Source organism: Mordavella massiliensis (assembly GCF_016902415.1).
Lineage (GTDB): Bacteria > Bacillota > Clostridia > Lachnospirales > Lachnospiraceae > Merdimonas > Merdimonas faecigallinarum.
Map to the genome: position 1 here is coordinate 1 of NZ_JACJLV010000016.1, position 17867 is coordinate 17867.

Consider the following 17867-nt stretch of genomic DNA (forward strand, 5'->3'; position numbering starts at 1 on the left):
CTGTGGTATCAATAAGATTCATTTAACCGTACTTTTTTCTATGCAAATACGGATTAATGAAAAAAAAGGAAGATTCCAACCGTACAAAAATATAAAATGTACGGCTATGTAAGTTAAAATTCAATTCAAACCGTATTTAAAGGCATAAGTGTACGGTTAACAAGGGAAAAGTCGTATCCGAACCGTATAACAGAGCCCGGGGACACGGCTGAGATATTAAAAGATCAATCTTAACCGTTTGCAACCTGGCCGGCCCTGTTTGGAAAATCCTATATCTTTCTGAAAGAGATTATGCTAAAATGATGATATCTTCCCGGGAAGGAGGTCTTTGTATGAAACTGAAAAATGTCCTGATCGTAGTATCTGATATGGAAAGATCCAAACGCTTTTATCGTGATTTGTTTGGTTTGCCTGTGATCCTGGAGCAAGAGGGAAATGTGATCCTGGCGGAAGGTCTGGTCCTGCAGGAGAAACAGGTTTGGCAGAAAGCAATCGGAAAAACAGTTCAGATCGGTGATGCCGGAGCGGAGCTGTATTTTGAAGAAACAGATATGGAAATATTTCAAAAGAAACTAAATAATTACCAAGAGGATGTTTGTGAAATTCGTTTTTTACAGTCGGGATCTGACGAAGACCTGATCCGGCTGTACGATCCTGACGGGCATCTGATCGAAGTGCGAAAGAAAAACGCGCGCCATGGCTGTTAAGCCGGGGCGCGCATTTTTTTGAGTGTTGCTTTAAAACTGAAGGTGAACATGGTCACTGTTGTTGCAACTGCAATAAAGTCTGCGATGGGTTCTGCCAGAAAGACGGCCATCACCTTATCTGAAAGAAAGGCCGGAAGGATATAGATCAGAGGGATCAATACCAGGATCTTGCGGAAAATGGCAAGAAATGCAGACACTTTTGAGTTTCCAAAAGCAATAAAAGTCTGCTGGCAGGAAATCTGAAGCCCCATCAGAACCACAGATCCCATGTAAATGCGAAGAGCCCAGGAGGCCAGAGCCGACAGCTCCGGATCGCTGGTAAAGACCGCTACGAAGATTCCGGGGGTCAGTTCTGACAAGATCCACAAAATGGCGGCAAAGCTGACACAGCAGATGGTTTGCATTTTAAAGGCTTCCTTTACCCTGTCTGCATTTCCGGCTCCATAGTTAAAACTGATGATCGGCTGCCCGCCCTGGGTGAGGCCCTGCAGGGGCAGAAGGGCAAACTGCATGACACTGGATAAGATCGTCATGGCGCCGACTGCCAGGTCCCCGCCATATTTCAGCAGGGAAGAGTTGAAGCACAGCACCAGAATGCTTTCTGTGGACTGCATGACAAAAGGCGCGACGCCAAGTCCGATGCAGGGAAGTAAGATTTTGGAACGGATCTTTAAATGTTCCTTTTTCAGGCGCAGCACAGTGTTCTGTCCGGTCAGGAACCGGATGGCCCAGACCGCGCTGATCGCCTGGGATAAAATGGTAGCCAGGGCCGCGCCCCGGACGCCCATGCCGAAACCGAAGATAAAAACCGGATCCAGGATGATGTTGGTGACTGCGCCGATCACGACTGTCAGCATACTGATCTTGGAAAATCCCTGGGCAGAGATAAACATGTTCATACCAAGGGTCAGCTGCACAAAAATGGTGCCGATGGCGTAGATGGACATATAGTCCAGCGCATAGCCGATGGTATTTTCACTGGCTCCAAAGAGAAAGAGCAGCGGACGCTGAAAGATCAGGATCAATATCGTTAGCAGCACTGCGGCGATCACCAGGGCGGTAAAACAGTTTCCCATAATTTTTTCCGCCCCCTGATTGTCTTTTTTGCCCATCAGGATACTGGCCCTTGGAGCGCCGCCCATTCCCAGAAGCGAGGCAAAGGCGGAAACGATCATGATCAGCGGAAAACATACACCGACGCCGGTCAGTGACGCGGCGCCGGTTTCTGGTATGTGGCCGATATACATCCGGTCCACCATGTTATACAGGGCATTGACAACCTGTGAGGTGATGGCCGGGACAGCAAGCACAAACAGCAGATGGCGGACCGGCTCGCGGCCAAGGTCCACCTCGTTAGACATTTTCAGTTTCATATTTTATCCTTCTTTCGATGTATGTGTGGAGGGAGTAAGAAGCTTGTGGATTTTATAGATCATGGAAAGAGTTTCCAGAAAATCCACTTCGCTTTTCCCGTAATTCAAGATTTCCTTCAGATTGTTGATCCGGTAGCGGACCGTGTTTTCATGCAGAAACATGGCGGCTCCAGTCCGTTTATAATCTGCGCCGTTTTCGATGAAGCGGCAAAGGGTGACAAAAAGCTGGGAATGATTTTCCTTGTCATATTTTATCAGCGGCGCGATGGTCTCCTGATAATACTTCTGAATCGCCGGATGCCCCTGAATGGATACCAGCAGCCGCATCACGCCCAGATCGCTGTAGGAAGCAGACTGGCCAAAGTCAGCTGAATCAGCCGCTACAAAGGCCTGGGAGATCGCGTCTCCAAGCTGGGAGACGGGCAGGGTGTCGCTGATGCCGATCCGTATTTCCGGAAGCTGTTCCCGCAGATAAGCAAGAATCTCTTCTGTCGCCTGGCGAAGCTGGGAATCGGATTTCCGGTGGAAAGAGTAGGCCAGCAGAATCCCGTCCCGGTACTCTGCGATCAGAGAAGTGATCCCGTAGTAGAGCGGTGTGTCAGATGGCATTTTTTGCTGGAGCGGCTCTGCCCCGGAGCAGAAAAATGCGATCACATGACTGGAAAAACTGGGGTTCAGTTCCCGAATAATCTCCCGCTTCTCTTTTTCTGCCGTATGTTCCGAAGTCAGCGCCAGAAGCTGATTGGTGACGAAACGGCGGCGCTCCAGAGAAAGCTTGCATTCAATAATGTTTGAGATCACGGTGGAATAGGGGACCTGCTGGCTGATAAAGATCACAGGAAGCCTGTGCTCATCACAGAGCCGGACCACCTTTTCCGGGAGCTCGTTTATATACAGATCAATGATACAGACTGCAGATGCCTGGATAGACAGATACCACTCCATGACACTGTAAATATAGTCGGGGTTGTCTTTTCCATAATACAAGGCGGTGAGATAAAAATCATGGCGGGCGGTCAGTTCATCAAGTACGGGATCGCCTGCGTCATGAGGGATATCATATACATTTGGAAAATGGACCGGATTGTCCAGGCCCGAAGCTCCCGCAGCCAGACGATATCCGTCCATAAATGGAAGATTTAATATATCTCGGACAGTCAACTCATTCATCTTTTGTCATTCCTTTCCCCTTTTTTGTAATTCTAACAGCATTTCAGAAATAAATCCAGAGGTGTTTGTAAAAGAAACAAAAAAGGATGAATTTTTTTATATAAGAAATGATGTGTAAAGAAAAAAAGACTGGAAAGAGTACGCAAGGCTTCCGGTTCTGGGCTATCCGGAATCTCTGCTTGCCTTCCGTACACTGGAAGAGTATTTCGGGAAACCATTTTTTGGCGTGGTGGCTACAGAACTGGGAGGAGCCAATACTGCTTACGCGTTTCACATTGCCTGTCAGCTGGGACTTCCGATCATTGACGGGGATCCGGCGGGACGTTCCGTACCGGAACTGCAGCACAGCTCTTTTTGGATTTCATTTTGATTACGTTCCTTTCTCATAAAGTCTGTCAATTTGGAGAGAACTGCGGTATAATGAAGAAAACAACTGCATTTTACGTTTCAGGAGAAAGGGGGACTCTCTATGACAGAACACAGGATCATTACTATCGGCCGTGAATTCGGAAGCGGCGGCCATGAGATTGGAAATCTTTTAGCCACCAGGTTGGATATTCCGCTCTATGATAACAATCTGATCCGTATGGTGGCGGAAAAGCTGGACATCCGGGAAGAGACGGCCCGGGCAGTGGATGAGACAACGCTGAACAGTTTTCTTGCAGGATTTATCTTTGAGCCGATTGAAGAGTCCAGCCGTCTGAACGGTACAGAGTACGTTCCGCCTCTGACACAGCAGGTGTATGAACTGCAGTGCGATATCATCCGCAAACTGGCGGAGCGGGGACCGTGCATTATAGTGGGACGCTGCGCGGATTTTGTCCTGCGGGATCATAAGAACTGTATCAATGTATTTATCTGTGCGGACTGGGAGGACCGGGTGGAGAGGATCGCCGCGAAGTATGACATTTCTCAGCGGAAAGCGGCAGATAAGATCAAGAAGATGGACCGGGAGCGCAGGAATTATTATGAGTCCCATACCGGACAGGAGTGGGGCAGCATCGACTCCCATCACATGCTCCTGAACGTGAGCCGTCTGGGAATGGATCGCACGGTTGATATACTGGAAAGAATCTGCAGATAGAGGAGGCGCTTCATGGACGGACAGATTTATTTTGACAATGGGAGCACTTCCTGGCCCAAAGCGCCCGGGGTGGCAGAAGCGGTGTGCCGTCTGCTGGAAGAGGGGGCATTTAACATTAACCGCGGGAACTATACCGGTGCCTATGAAGTGGCGGGGAAAGTGCTTTCCACCAGAGAAAAACTGGCCCGGATGTTTCAGGTGGAGGATTCCAGGCATGTGATCTTTACATCAGGCGTTACATGTTCTTTAAATTATTTTATCAACGGATTTTTAAAGCCCGGGGACCATGTACTGGTAACCGGGCTTGAACATAATGCGGTGATGCGTCCGCTGCACCGGATGACGAAGCAGGGAGTGGCTTATGATGTGATTCCGGTAGACCGGCAGGGGAACCTGAAGGCCGAGCAGGCGGAGAGTCTGATCCGGCCGGCGACAAAAGCCATGATCGTTTCCCATGCGTCTAATGTGTGTGGAACCGTTGTGCCTATCCGCGATCTGGGAGAGGTGTGCCGGCGCCACGATCTGTTTTTTGCGGTGGATTCAGCGCAGACGGCCGGTACATTTCCAATTGATATGCCTGGAACCGGGATCGATCTGCTGGCGTTTGCCGGACATAAGGGACTTCTGGGACCGCAGGGGATTGGCGGGTTTGTGATTTCTGACCGGCTGAGCCGGGAAATGGAGCCCTGTATCCTTGGAGGAACGGGCAGTCAGTCTGATTCATATGAAATGCCGGAGCAGCTTCCGGATAAGTATGAAAGCGGCACCATGGATCTGCCGGGGATCATCGGACTTCACGCGGCGCTTTCTTATCTGGAGCAGACAGGAATCGACAGCCTTCGCGAAAAAAAGATGGAACTGACCGGTTATTTTCTGGAACAGATCCGCGAATTTCGGGATATCCGGATTGTAGGAAGACCGGATCTGAAAAATAGAACGGCTGTTGTTTCTCTGGATTTTCAGACAATGGACAACGCGGTGGCGGCATTTGAACTGGAACAAAGAGCAGGGATCATGACCCGTGTGGGGCTTCACTGCGCGCCGCTGGCCCACCGGTCGTTACATACATTTCCGGAAGGTACGGTACGGTTTGCCTTCAGCGCTTCCAATACAAGAGATGAGATTGATCGTTGTATTCAGGTGATGAAGGAACTTTTTCAGTAATTAATGATAGAAATCATCAATAAGCAGGAGTAAATGACAGAAAAAATCAATAAATGATCTTTAGCGGTCCGGTTGTTCTTGCCATCTAAACGTGTTACGGTAAATTCAGGAAAATCGTAAGACAAAGGAGGAAATTGAAATGGCAGACAACCGGAAAATGTGGAGTGACCTTGGGATGAACCTGGAACTCCATGATCAGTTATGCGAGGTGCTTCCCCAGGCGTTTGGAGATGTTTTCCTTTCCCAGGAGAACCGCCCGGAGGCAATGGACTATTATAATATGGTGGTAGCCGATATTCACGGCATCCGTCCGGCAGAGCTGATCGAACATCAGAAAAAAGGCGGAAAAGTGTTTGGAACTTTCTGCGTATATGTACCGGATGAAGTGATCTTTGCGGCAGACGCTATTGCCACAGGACTTTGCGGCGGCTCTCAGTTCTGGGTGCCGGGCGGGGAAAAGGTGCTGCCTGTTAACACCTGTCCTCTGATCAAAGCGTCTGTAGGGGCAAGGCTTGACAGAACCTGTCCGTTTTTCCGGATTGCGGATATGTACATTGGGGAAACTACCTGCGATGGAAAAAAGAAGGCGTGGGAAATCTTAAGTGAGGATGTTCCGGTGTATGTGATGGATCTTCCGCAGATGAAGCGGGCAAAAGACGTGCAGGCGTGGGCGGAAGAGATCACTGCCCTGAAGGATCAGGTAGAAGAATTTACCGGAAATAAAGTGACTGCAGAAAAGCTGGCTGCAGCGATTAAACTGATCAATGATAAGAGGCGTGCGCTTGACAGACTTTATAACTGCAGAAAGAGTGAAGTCCTTCCAATCAGCGGAACCGATGCGCTTGTCATCTCTCAGATTGCATTCTATGATGATCCGGCAAGATTTGCGCAGATGACCAACAAACTGTGCGACGAACTGGAACAGAGGATCAGAGACGGCGTCAGTGTAGTGCCTGCAGGAACCAAGCGGATCATGCTGACAGGAACACCTCTTGCAATCCCCAACTGGAAACTTCATAATATCGTGGAGACCAGCGGCGCTGTAGTTGTCTGTGAAGAGATGTGTACCGGAACCAGATATTTTGAAAATCTGGTGGATGAGACGAAGGAAACCGTGGAGGATCAGATTCAGGCAATCGCAGAAAGATATATGAAGATCAACTGCGCATGCTTCACACCGAACCACGGCAGGATCGATGATATTTTCAGACTGGCAAAAGAATATAAGGTAGACGGCATTATTGATGTAAACCTGAAATTCTGCAATCTGTACGATACAGAGGGCTATTTTGTAGAACGGGCCATGAAAGAAGCCGGCATTCCGGTACTTGGCATTGAGACAGATTATACGGACAGCGACGCGCAGCAGCTTCGCACCAGGATCAGCGCATTTGTAGAAATGTTAAACAGCAAATAAAAGAAGGATGAGCGAAATGCAGCAAATGCAGCACTACGTCATTTTCCCCAACCATGATAATGGCATGCGTCTTTATCAGGAATTAAAAAAACAGGGCATTCAGGCAACGATATCACCGACTCCCAGGGCAGTCAGCAAGTGTTGCGGGATTGCGCTGATGATCCGAAAAGAAGATATACCGGCCATAGAAAAATGCGTAGAAGAAAAAGGGATTGAGATTTTGCGGATTGCAGAGATAGCAAAAGATGTCAATCCAAAAAGAGACAGATATTGTTAATTTGCTAACAGGGGACGTAGACCTTTTGCAAAGGTCTACGTCCCCAATTGCATTTTACCCTGTACCTTTTTGAATTATTTCAGGAAAAACCGTATCATTTTTTCGTGTAATTTCCGGTATGGCTGATAGCGCATAGGCAGATCCAGCCAGGTTTTCTTGTCTACGATGCTCTTGTAGTGCGAGAAGGTATCGAAGCCGATCTTTCCGTGATAAGCGCCCATACCGCTTTCTCCAAATCCGCCGAATCCCATTTCTGTAGTGGCCAGGTGGATGATGGTGTCGTTGATGCACCCGCCGCCGAAGCCGCAGTGTGATGTGACCCGTCTGGCTGCTTTTTTGTCTGAGGTAAAGAGGTAGAGAGCCAGCGGATGGGGCCTGGAGTTGACATTGCGGATGACCTCGTCCAGGTGGTCGAATACCAGGATGGGCATGACCGGTCCGAAGATTTCTTCCTGCATCACGGCATCAGCAAATGTGACATTGTCCATGACTGTGGGTTCGATGCGAAGGGTTTTGCGGTCGGATTTTCCGCCGTGCACGACCTTTTCGCCATCGATCAGGCCGAGGATCCGGTCGAAATGTTTTTCGTTGATGATCTTTCCGTAATTTGCGTTTTTCAGCGGCTGCTTGCCGTACTGCTTCTGGATCTGTTTTTGTACTTCTTTGATCAGTCTGTCTTTGACGGATCTGTGGCAGTAAATGTAATCCGGGGCCACGCAGGTCTGGCCGCAGTTCAGATATTTGCCGAAGACGATTCTTCTGGCGGCCAGCCGGATATTTGCGGAAGCATCCACGATGCAGGGGCTTTTTCCGCCAAGTTCCAGTGTAACCGGAGTCAGATGTTCTGCGGCGCTGCGCATGACTTCTTTGCCAACGGACTGGCTTCCGGTAAAGAAGATATAATCGAAATGTTCTTTTAACAGGCAGGTATTTTCTGCCCGCCCGCCGGTGACAACCGCCACGTATTCGCGATCAAAACACTGGGACAGGATCTGCAGGATCACGTCGCTGGTATAAGGAGAATAGGCGCTTGGCTTTACCACCGCGGTATTTCCGGCCGCCAGTGCGTCCACCAGTGGAGAAAGCGTCAGCATAAAGGGATAGTTCCAGGGGCTCATGATCAGCGTGACTCCGTACGGCGAAGGCTTCCGGTAACTGTGGGAATGGAACTGGGCCAGAGGGGTGCGAACCGTTTTTTCTCCGGCAAATTTCCGGACATGTTTTAGCATATAGCTGATTTCTTCCAGAACCAGTCCTGTTTCACACATATAGCTTTCAAACCCGCTTTTTCCCAGGTCCTTTTTCAGCGCACTGTGGATTTCTTTTTCACATTCGGAAATGACAACATACAGTCTTTTCAGGGCGCTGATCCGTGCTTCTACCGGAAGAGTTGCTCCGGTCTGGAAATATTTTCTCTGTGCGGTAACAATGGATTTAATTTCCTGTTCCGTCATGGGTATCCGCTCCTTTCCTATCATCATTTTCATCGTCCGGAGCGCCTTTGTCGGTGTCCGGATCGTCATCGTTCATTAACATATAATAGAAGGCCTCCAGTTCAGCGGCATTCAAAAGGACCGGAACCGGATAAAGAGGGTTGGCCTCCTTATCTGCGTAATGCGCCAGTTTGGGGATGTCCTCTTCCCGGATCTCCGGGATGCGGCTGCCGATACCGAATCTTTCTTTCATCAGTTTGATGGCTTCAATGAACCGGCCGGCTGCTTCTTCGTCAGGAGTGTCCTGGTCGGCAAGGCCGGCGGCAATGGCCAGCCGGTGCAGTTTTTTGTGGATTTTTTCGCCATAGGCTTCCAGTACCATAGGAAGGATCACTGCATTTGCGAATCCGTGGGGGACGTTGTATTCGCCGCCCAGGGAGTGGGCGACGGCGTGAACATATCCCACGTAGGATTTGGTAAATGCGCATCCTGCGTAGAAGGAAGCGTGCAGCATGTTTCTGCGGGCGTCGATGTTGCTGCCGTCCTGATAGACTTTATCAATGTTTTCAAAGATCAGCTGAACAGCCAGCAGCGCATCCTTCCTGGTGCCGTAGGTAGTGGAATTGCCGATGTAGGCTTCCACTGCGTGCGTCAGGGCGTCCATGCCGGTTGTGGCCGTGATAAATGGCGGCAGGCTTAAGGTGACTTTGGGATCCAGGACCGCGTACCGGGGGATCAGCGGGAAATCGTTGATCGCGTATTTGTACCGGGTCTGGGCATCGGTGATGACAGCGGCCAGGGTGGTCTCGCTTCCGGTGCCTGCGGTGGTCGGAACGGCCATCAGAAGGGGAAGTTTTTTATGTACTTTTAAAATGCCCTTCATTTTTGCCAGGGACTGACGGGGTTTTACGGCCCGCGCGCCCACGGCTTTGGCGCAGTCCATACTGGAACCGCCGCCAAAACCGATGATACAGTCGCATCCTTCGGTCTGATAGAGTTCCAGCGCCTCAGCTACATTTGCAGTCGTAGGATTGGCTACGGTTTTATCATACATGCAGTAGGGAATCCCGGCACCGGTGAGGGCTTTTTCCAGCCGGCCGGTGAGGCCGAGTTTTCGGATCCCGGCATCCGTGATGATCAGCACCTTGCTGCACTTTTTCTTTTGAATGATTTCCGGCAGAGCCTTGACGCTGCCGACAATCCTGGGTTTGCGGTATGGCAGGAACGGCAGGGCGATCTTAAGTCCTGTCTGAAAGGTCCTGCAATAAATTTTCTTAAAATAGTTCATAGCGTTGGATCCTTTCCGGCGCGTAAAAAACGCGCATTTTTACATATTTTTCACAAAAAAATATTAGCAGTTACGTCAAGGTTTGTCAATAAACCTGAGTTGCCAGAAGCGGAGAAAAATACGTATAATAGAACTGATGCTTTGGGATGGGGTCCTGCCTCTCCCAAAGGGATTTGCAGAGAAAAGAAGGAGACGAAAATGGATAAGAAAGCAGCATTGTTTTTTGATATAGACGGCACGCTGATCGACGACAGAACGAACGAACTTCCAGAGAGCGCTGCGGAGGCAGTAAAACGGGCCAGGGCAGCAGGGCATCTGATCTTCATTAATACAGGGCGGACGGTCTGCAGCATCCCGGTCGGGATAAAAATGATGGGGATCGACGGGATCCTGGGAGGCTGCGGAACCTATATTAATTACCGGCACGGCGTTCTTCTGGAACATCCGATCCCCGAGGACCGGGGATACCGTTATATTGACGCCATGAAGCGTCTGGGGATCGAAGGTTTCCTGGAGGGTACGGATGATGTGTATTTTTCTGAGCGGATCAGCCGGTTTGAAAATGTGGAGAGCACCCGCCGGTACATGGCGTCCCTGGGGCTTGGCGTGGAGCGGTACTATGAGAGGAAAGGGCTTCGATACGATAAGCTTTTGATCTGTACCGATCAGGCGAGCCGGAAAGAAGAGTTTTTCGAGGCGATCGCAGAAGACCTGGTTCCCATCGACCGGACCAGAGGCGTGTATGAGTGTATCCAGAAAGGATATTCCAAGGCGACGGCCATTGAGTTTATGCGGAAATACCTGAATCTGGATCTGGAACAGATCTATGTGTTCGGTGACAGCAGCAATGATCTTTCCATGTTTGAATATGCAAAGCACGGGATTGTCATGGGTGAGCATGATCCGGTGCTGGAGCCCTATGCCGAATACATTACGGATACAGTGGAGCAGGACGGGATCTGGAAAGCTATGGAACATCTGGGGCTGATCTAGCGGACAGGGGGCTTTTCTTTGCTGCCGGCTTGCGCACTTTTGTATTGTGTATTTGCGTACGGTTTGTGTATTTGCGTGCAGTTTGTGTAGTTGCGTGCAGTTTGTGTAGTTGCGTACTTGACATCAGAATATTCCCGTGATACCATATATTTAACGATAAACATTAAATAATTATCGCAGAACATGTATCGGAGGTGCGGGAATGATGAACGAAGAAGGAAAAGTACAGGAAGAAAGAGCCGTTCAGGTCAATGATTTTGCGGTGGATACGCAGAAGGAAGGAAGAAAAAGAACACCCAGAAGGCTGAAAGTACTTCTGGGGCTGTCGTTAGTTGTGACAGGATTCGCGGCGCTTGGCTGCCTGTGGTCTTTGCCGTGGATGATAAAAGCAAGAGAGTGGGAAGAGGCCGGCGCGGTGGCTTTTGCAGGGCGGATCCTCTTTGTTTTCACCATTTTGATCAGTTTTGCTGGTCTGATCTGTATCGCGAAAGACCTGCATGCAGGCAGGATGTTTTCCGGGACGCTGGCCAGGTGCGTGCTGTTGCTGGGAGTGATTTATACGGCGGCATCTGTATGGATCCCCAGACTTTCCGGTTATCATTCGTCCGGGTATGAGATCTTATCCAGCGATGCGTTTGTACTGATCGACGGAACCATTCTGCTTCCGGGACTCTTGCTTCTCGTATTGGGAAGTCTGATCCGCGAGGGAGCAAGGATGCAAAAAGAACAGGAGGAAATATTGTAGGAGGTGCCGTCATGGCGATTATATTAAGACTGGACCGGGTGATGGCAGACAGGAAGATGTCGTTAAATGAATTATCCGACAGAGTAGGGATTTCCAATGTCAATCTTTCAAATCTGAAAACAGGCAAAGTAAAAGCCGTGCGGTTCTCCACACTGGACGCCATCTGCGACGTGCTGGACTGCCAGCCCGGAGATATATTAGAATATAAGCGGGAAACAGAAGAAAAGACAAAAGAAAAAGCATAGCATGCAATGAATATAAAAAGAGAGAGGAGAAAGAAAAAGTGGGCGAACAATTGACGCCAAATGACGTAAAAAAGATCAAGGAAGAAATCGAGTACCGGAAACTTGTAGTACGGAAAAAAGAATTAGAAGCCGTAAAAGAAGCAAGAGCCCAGGGGGACTTAAGCGAAAACTTCGAATACAAAGCGGCCAAGCAGGATAAGAACCGCAACGAAAGCAGGATCCGCTATCTGGAACGGATGCTCAAACACGCAAAAATCGTTTCCGATCAGTCGGCAGGCGATGAAGTGGGCATCAACAACACCGTAGACCTTTACTTTGAAGACGATGAAGAAGTAGAAACATACCGGCTGGTAACCAGCATCCGCGCCAATTCCATGGAAGGGAAGATCAGCATCGAATCACCGCTTGGAAAAGCGATCCGGGGACACAGAGAAGGCGACCGTGTATTCGTAAAAACCGGCGAAAACGGCGGATATTATGTGGAGATCAGGAGGATAGACAAATCCACGGATGACTCACAGGATCAACTGCGCAGGTACTAACTTGCTAATTTGGGACGTAGTCCTTTTGCAAAGGACTACGTCCCAAATTGCATTTCACCCTGTACCTTTTTGAAAAACAGGGTGTACCCTATTGCCGGCGTCTATAAGTGAGGATGGTTTATCAGCTTTTTGAATTGGTGAGAATGTTTTTGTGCTGTTACAATAAAGGATAGGACAAAATGTACCACTGTGTGGTTCGGAGAGGAGATTTTTATGGAAGTTATTAAGGATTTACCAGAGGTTTTTGAGGAATTTGCAGAGCAGCGCAAGAAGTCTTTCCTGGCGGTGAAGGAGCTGAAGGATAAAGGGGTTCCGGTGGTCGGAGCGTATTGTACGTATTTCCCGCAGGAGATTGCCATGGCTATGGGCGCGGCCACGGTGGGCCTGTGTTCTACATCGGATGAGACGATTTCCGTGGCGGAGAAGGATCTGCCGAAAAATCTGTGTCCGCTGATCAAATCCAGCTATGGGTTTGCCGTGACTGATAAATGTCCGTTTTTCTATTTTTCTGATGTTGTGGTTGGTGAGACTACCTGCGACGGCAAGAAGAAAATGTATGAATATATGTCGGAGTTTAAGGATGTATTTCTGATGGAGCTGCCGAATACGCAGGGCGAGCAGGCGTTTCAGCTGTGGAAGAGTGAGATCATCCGCTTTAAAGAATACCTGGAGAAGAAGTTTGATGTGGAGATCACCGAGGATCAGATCCGGAATGCGATCAAGATCAATAATGCGGGTCGCAGATCGCTGCGCCGTCTCTACGAAGTAATGCATCATGATCCGGCGCCGATCACAGGCCATGATCTGTTTAAAGTATTATATGGAAGCACATTCAAATTTGACCGTTCCCAGATCCCGGCAGAGGTGGACGCGCTGGTGGACAAGATCGAAAAGGAATATGCAGAAGGCAAGATGCAGGAGAAGAAGCCGCGTATCCTGGTGACCGGCTGCCCGATCGGCGGCGCGACAGAGAAGGTGATCCAGGCCATCGAAAATAACGGCGGCATTGTTGTTACATATGAGAACTGTACCGGAGCGAAATCCATTGACAAGCTGGTGGACGAGGACAATCCGGACGTATACGACGCGCTGGCAAGAAGATATCTGGATATCGGATGTTCCGTCATGGCGCCGAACCCCAACCGTCTGGAGCTTCTCGGAAGGCTGATCGATGAATATCAGGTGGACGGCGTAGTGGAAATGATCCTGCAGGCCTGTCATACCTACAATGTGGAAAGCACCGGCATCCGCAGATTCGTAAATGAAAAGAAAAATATTCCGTACATCGGTGTGGAGACCGATTACTCACAGGCTGATATCGGACAGTTAAATACCAGAATTGCGGCATTTATCGAAATGCTGTAAGATAGGTATGAAAGATCCGGACTGCAGAGGTTCAGATGACGAGAGGTCCGGATGACAGAAAGGATGAAGAAAACATGAATTTTGTGGGGATCGATATCGGCTCCACCGCATCTAAAGTTTCCGTGCGGGGAGACAAAGAGATCAATTATGTGCTCCCGACAGGATGGAGCAGCAAGGAGACGGCTGGTACCATTAAGGAAAAGCTTCTGGAAGAGGGCGTAGACGTGGAGGCGGAAGATACGAAAGTAGTTGCCACCGGATATGGCCGGATCGCGGTAGATTACGCAGATTATGTGATCACCGAGATCACCTGCCATGCCAGAGGAGGCCGGGAATTTGCCGGAAATGACTGCGCGGTCATCGATGTGGGCGGACAGGATACCAAAGTCATCATTCTGGAAGACGGGATGGTAAAAGATTTCCTGATGAATGATAAATGTTCCGCCGGAACCGGAAAATTCCTGGAGATCATGGCGAACCGGCTGGGCGTTACGCTACAGGAACTGTTTGAGATGGCGGACAGGGGAAATATTCTGTCTATCAGTTCTCTGTGCACCGTTTTTGCAGAGTCCGAGGTCATCAATTATATCGGAGAGGGCAAACCAAGGGAAGATATTGCGGCAGGAGTGGTGGATTCTGTGGCCGCAAAAGTAGCCCAGCTTGCCCAGAGAAAGGATCTTCCAGAGAAGATCATCCTGACCGGAGGCTTAAGTAAGAGCCGTTATTTTACCGCCCAGCTGTCTGATAAGCTGGGAAGGACCGTGGAGCCTACGGAGATGGGCCGGTATGCCGGAGCCATCGGCGCCGCGAAGCTTGCGGAAGAAAAGAGCCGGAAGCGCCGGTAAAGAATAGAAGGAGCAGATCCGGGAACCGAAGAAAACCATGAAAAGATAAGGGGGCGTGCATAGCAAAAAATGCACGTCCCCATTTACGTTTTCCCTGGTCACCTGTTATAATAGACGAAAAGAAATGTGGGAGGAACAACAATCTATGATTGGAATCTATCTGGACCAGGTGCGCGCACACGCACCACTGATACACAATATTACCAATTATGTCACGGTGAATGACGTGGCAAATATGATCCTTGCCTGCGGGGCGAGTCCGATCATGGCAGACGAGGCGGAAGACGCGGCCGAGATCACGGTCATCTGCGGCGGCCTGAACCTGAATATCGGCACCCTGAACCGGCGGACCATCGAAGGAATGTTTGCGGCAGGCAGGCGGGCAAAGGGACTGGGGCATCCGGTACTCTTAGATCCGGTGGGAGCCGGAGCCAGTACCCTTCGGACCAGGACTGCTTTAGAGATCATGGAGAAGATCCGTCCGGACGTGATCCGGGGAAATATCTCAGAGATCCGTACTCTCTGGGAGAACAGGCCGGGCAGGAGCCGGGAAAACGGGGAAGAGCAGGTGTCTGCCGGAGCGACCCGGGGCGTGGATGCGGATATCAAAGATGCGGTGACAGAAGAGAATCTGGAGGAAGGGATCGCATTTGCAAAGGCATTTGCAAAGGAAATAGGATGCATCGTGGCCATTACCGGCGCTATCGATCTGGTCAGCGACGGGGACAGCTGTTACGTGATCCGCAACGGACGCGCGCAGATGAGCCGTATTACCGGAACCGGATGCCAGCTCTCTGGTCTGATGTGTGCATTTGTTACGGCAAATCCGGAACAGAAGCTTGCGGCGGCAGCGGCCTCGGTCTGCGCCATGGGACTGGCCGGGGAGATCGGATGGAGCCGCATGAAGGACGGGGAAGGCAATGCCACTTACCGGAACCGGATCATTGACGCGGTGTATCAGATGGATGGAGATACATTAGAACAGGGAGCAGCTTATGAGATACGATAAACAACAGTTGGAAAAAGATTTATTACTCTATGCGGTCACAGACCGGTCCTGGCTGGACGGCCAGACACTGGCGCAGCAGACGGAGGAAGCCCTGAAGGGAGGCGTGACCTTTGTCCAGATCCGGGAAAAGGATCTGTGCCGGGAGGAGTTCTCTAAAGAAGCCCGAGAACTGAAAGCGTTGTGCCAGGCCTATGGAGTGCCTTTTGTGGTCAATGACGACGTAGAACTTGCCATGGAGGTGGACGCAGACGGCGTCCATGTGGGGCAAAGCGACATGGAGGCAGGCCGCGTCAGGGAGAAACTGGGACCGGACAAGATCATCGGCGTGTCTGCAAGAACGGTAGAAGAAGCTCTTCTGGCGCAGGAACGGGGCGCCGACTATCTGGGGGTGGGAGCTGTGTTTCACACCAGTTCCAAAGCAGATGCGGCAGACGTCAGTTTTCAGACGCTGCGGGAAATCTGCCAGGCAGTGGATATTCCGGTGATCGCCATCGGCGGCATTACCAGGGAAAATGTAACGGAGCTTGCAGGCAGCGGCATCTGCGGCGTGGCAGTGATCAGCGCCATCTTTGCCAGCCCGGACCGCAGGAAAGCGGCGGAGGAACTGAAAGCAGCAGTGCAGCAGGCGGTAGCACAGGAAAGAGAACTGTCATGATCCGGGGCGCAGTATTTGATATAGACGGGACCCTTCTGGATTCCCTTGGGATCTGGGAGGAAGCAGATGAGAGATATTTAATGGAGCAGGGCATCCGGCCGGAGAAGGATCTGGGACGGATCTTGTATCCTATGACCATGCAGGAAGCCTGCGCCTATATCCGGAAGCACTATCCGGTGAAAGATACAGAAAGCGGGATTGCCGCTTCCATTTTAAAGATCGTGGAGAACTTTTATCAGAAGGAAGCGCCGTTAAAAGAAGGCGCCGCCGGGTTTCTGCGATCTCTGAGTCAGGAGGGACTTCCGATCATTGCTGCAACCACCGGGGAAAAAGAGCTGGCAGACGCGGCGTTCCGTCGCCTTGGCATCCGGCAGCTGTTCCGGGAGATCCTGACCTGCACACAGATAGGAGCCGGGAAAGACCGGCCGAAGATCTATGAAGAAGCGGCGCGGCTTATGGGAAGCAGGCCTGAAGAGACGTTGGTATTTGAGGACGCATTCTATGCGGTAAAGACGGCGGCTGCCGCCGGATTCGTGACCGTGGGCGTCCGGGATCCCTATAACGATGAAGACAAAGAAAAGATCATAGAGACAGCAGATTATTATCTGGAGGATCTGACAGATTTTCCCGGATTCCGGGAAGCCTTAAGAGCATCCGGAAAATTATCCGGGTAATTATCCGGGGCATCATTCAGATCATTATTCAGGTAATCATCCAGGAAAGGAAAACAGATATGAGACATACAGCACTTACCATTGCAGGCAGCGATTCCAGCGGAGGGGCGGGGATCCAGGCAGATATTAAGACCATGCTGGCAAACGGAGTCTATGCCATGAGCGCCGTGACAGCGCTGACTGCACAGAACACCAGAGGCGTCGCCTCCATTCTGGAATCTACGCCGGAATTTCTGGCAGACCAGCTGGACAGCGTTTTTACGGATATTTATCCGGATGCCGTGAAGATCGGAATGGTCTCTTCCGGCGAGCTGATCCGGACGATCGCAGAGAAACTGAAGGAATACGAAGCAAAAAATATTGTGGTGGATCCGGTCATGGTGGCTACCAGCGGTGCAAAACTGATCAATGACGAAGCCATCGGTACTTTGAAGGAATGCCTGTTTCCGCTGGCCGCGGTGTTGACGCCCAATATTCCGGAAGCAGAGGTGCTTTCCGGCAGAAAGATCACCTCAAAGGAGGGAATGGAAGAAGCCGCGGAAATGATCGGCAGGACCTACCACTGCGCGGTTCTTTTAAAAGGAGGACATCAGCTTAATGACGCCAATGACCTGCTTTACTGCGACGGGAAAAGCAGATGGTTTTACGGAAAACGGATTGACAATCCCAATACACACGGCACCGGATGTACGCTGTCCAGCGCGATCGCCGCTGGCCTGGCAAAGGGATACGGCCTGGAAGAAGCGGTAGAACAGGCAAAGCAGTACATTTCCGGAGCTCTGGAAGCCATGCTGGATCTGGGCGGCGGCAGCGGCCCGATGGATCACGGCTTTGACATCCAGAGCCGGTTTGCCCGGTAAGAAGAGGGAAAAGAAAGAAGG

Annotated in this window: 20 protein-coding genes; 16 read left to right on the forward strand and 4 right to left on the reverse strand. The window is 50.5% G+C overall.

The window, feature by feature from the left end; translation table 11 throughout:
* The first annotated feature begins 332 nt into the window (after positions 1-332).
* Positions 333-707, forward strand: a complete 375-nt coding sequence (locus H6A13_RS06280) for a VOC family protein (protein WP_204908764.1) — start codon at positions 333-335, stop codon at positions 705-707.
* Here the strand turns inward: H6A13_RS06280 and H6A13_RS06285 are convergent.
* Together H6A13_RS06285 and H6A13_RS06290 are read right to left on the reverse strand one after the other, a co-directional pair.
* A complete protein-coding gene (locus H6A13_RS06285) occupies positions 704-2074 on the reverse strand; it encodes an MATE family efflux transporter (protein WP_420827220.1) in 1371 nt (456 codons plus the stop codon). The genes H6A13_RS06280 and H6A13_RS06285 overlap by 4 nt on opposite strands.
* 9 nt (positions 2075-2083) lie before the next feature.
* The gene (locus H6A13_RS06290) at positions 2084-3250 is read right to left on the reverse strand and encodes a PucR family transcriptional regulator (RefSeq protein WP_204908766.1); all 1167 of its coding nucleotides are present in this window, start codon (positions 3248-3250) and stop codon (positions 2084-2086) included.
* A 175-nt stretch (positions 3251-3425) separates the two neighbouring features.
* Between H6A13_RS06290 and H6A13_RS06295 the strand changes: the two genes are divergently transcribed.
* From H6A13_RS06295 to H6A13_RS06315, 5 genes are all read left to right on the forward strand, one after another.
* Complete coding sequence (locus H6A13_RS06295) at positions 3426-3620, forward strand: S-methyl thiohydantoin desulfurase domain-containing protein (RefSeq protein ID WP_275952149.1); 195 nt, start codon at positions 3426-3428, stop codon at positions 3618-3620.
* A gap of 99 nt (positions 3621-3719) precedes the next feature.
* Positions 3720-4334 (forward strand): cytidylate kinase-like family protein, encoded by a 615-nt coding sequence (locus tag H6A13_RS06300; protein ID WP_204908767.1) that lies wholly within the window; start codon positions 3720-3722, stop codon positions 4332-4334.
* 12 nt (positions 4335-4346) lie between these two features.
* The gene (locus H6A13_RS06305) at positions 4347-5498 is read left to right on the forward strand and encodes an aminotransferase class V-fold PLP-dependent enzyme (RefSeq protein ID WP_204908768.1); all 1152 of its coding nucleotides are present in this window, start codon (positions 4347-4349) and stop codon (positions 5496-5498) included.
* Positions 5499-5637: 139 nt separating this feature from the next.
* Positions 5638-6915, forward strand: coding sequence for a double-cubane-cluster-containing anaerobic reductase (locus H6A13_RS06310; RefSeq protein ID WP_204908769.1), 1278 nt, complete (start codon positions 5638-5640; stop codon positions 6913-6915).
* Positions 6916-6931: 16 nt separating this feature from the next.
* Positions 6932-7192 (forward strand): putative Se/S carrier protein, encoded by a 261-nt coding sequence (locus tag H6A13_RS06315; RefSeq protein ID WP_204908770.1) that lies wholly within the window; start codon positions 6932-6934, stop codon positions 7190-7192.
* A gap of 74 nt (positions 7193-7266) precedes the next feature.
* Here the strand turns inward: H6A13_RS06315 and H6A13_RS06320 are convergent, their stop codons facing one another.
* The gene (locus tag H6A13_RS06320) at positions 7267-8646 is read right to left on the reverse strand and encodes an aldehyde dehydrogenase (RefSeq protein WP_204908771.1); all 1380 of its coding nucleotides are present in this window, start codon (positions 8644-8646) and stop codon (positions 7267-7269) included.
* Positions 8627-9913, reverse strand: a complete 1287-nt coding sequence (locus H6A13_RS06325) for an iron-containing alcohol dehydrogenase (protein WP_204908772.1) — start codon at positions 9911-9913, stop codon at positions 8627-8629. Before H6A13_RS06325 ends, H6A13_RS06320 begins: the two co-directional genes overlap by 20 nt.
* Before the next feature lie 198 nt (positions 9914-10111).
* Here H6A13_RS06325 and H6A13_RS06330 point away from each other — a divergent pair, with 198 nt between their 5' ends.
* The 10 genes from H6A13_RS06330 to thiD all read left to right on the forward strand — a co-directional run bounded on the left by H6A13_RS06330 (position 10112) and on the right by thiD (position 17846).
* Entirely contained in the window at positions 10112-10906 is a 795-nt protein-coding gene (locus tag H6A13_RS06330) for an HAD family hydrolase (protein WP_204908773.1), read from the forward strand.
* A gap of 202 nt (positions 10907-11108) precedes the next feature.
* Positions 11109-11651, forward strand: coding sequence for a hypothetical protein (locus H6A13_RS06335; protein WP_204908774.1), 543 nt, complete (start codon positions 11109-11111; stop codon positions 11649-11651).
* Between the two features lie 11 nt (positions 11652-11662).
* Entirely contained in the window at positions 11663-11896 is a 234-nt protein-coding gene (locus tag H6A13_RS06340) for a helix-turn-helix domain-containing protein (RefSeq protein WP_204908775.1), read from the forward strand.
* A gap of 38 nt (positions 11897-11934) precedes the next feature.
* On the forward strand, positions 11935-12438 hold the full coding sequence (gene greA, locus H6A13_RS06345; protein WP_204908776.1) for a transcription elongation factor GreA: 504 nt from the start codon (positions 11935-11937) through the stop codon (positions 12436-12438).
* Between the two features lie 213 nt (positions 12439-12651).
* Positions 12652-13803: a double-cubane-cluster-containing anaerobic reductase gene (locus H6A13_RS06350; protein ID WP_204908777.1), complete on the forward strand. Its 1152-nt coding sequence runs from the start codon at positions 12652-12654 to the stop codon at positions 13801-13803.
* 74 nt (positions 13804-13877) lie between these two features.
* Positions 13878-14648 carry an acyl-CoA dehydratase activase gene (locus tag H6A13_RS06355; protein WP_204908810.1) on the forward strand — a complete coding sequence of 257 codons (771 nt, stop codon included), beginning with the start codon at positions 13878-13880 and terminating at the stop codon, positions 14646-14648.
* 145 nt (positions 14649-14793) lie between these two features.
* A complete protein-coding gene (gene thiM / locus H6A13_RS06360) occupies positions 14794-15657 on the forward strand; it encodes a hydroxyethylthiazole kinase (RefSeq protein ID WP_204908778.1) in 864 nt (287 codons plus the stop codon).
* Positions 15644-16312 (forward strand): thiamine phosphate synthase, encoded by a 669-nt coding sequence (gene thiE / locus H6A13_RS06365; RefSeq protein WP_204908779.1) that lies wholly within the window; start codon positions 15644-15646, stop codon positions 16310-16312. Before thiM ends, thiE begins: the two co-directional genes overlap by 14 nt.
* Positions 16309-16986, forward strand: coding sequence for an HAD family hydrolase (locus H6A13_RS06370; RefSeq protein WP_204908780.1), 678 nt, complete (start codon positions 16309-16311; stop codon positions 16984-16986). Before thiE ends, H6A13_RS06370 begins: the two co-directional genes overlap by 4 nt.
* Before the next feature lie 59 nt (positions 16987-17045).
* Positions 17046-17846: a bifunctional hydroxymethylpyrimidine kinase/phosphomethylpyrimidine kinase gene (thiD, locus tag H6A13_RS06375; protein ID WP_204908781.1), complete on the forward strand. Its 801-nt coding sequence runs from the start codon at positions 17046-17048 to the stop codon at positions 17844-17846.
* The last annotated feature ends 21 nt before the right edge of the window (positions 17847-17867 follow it).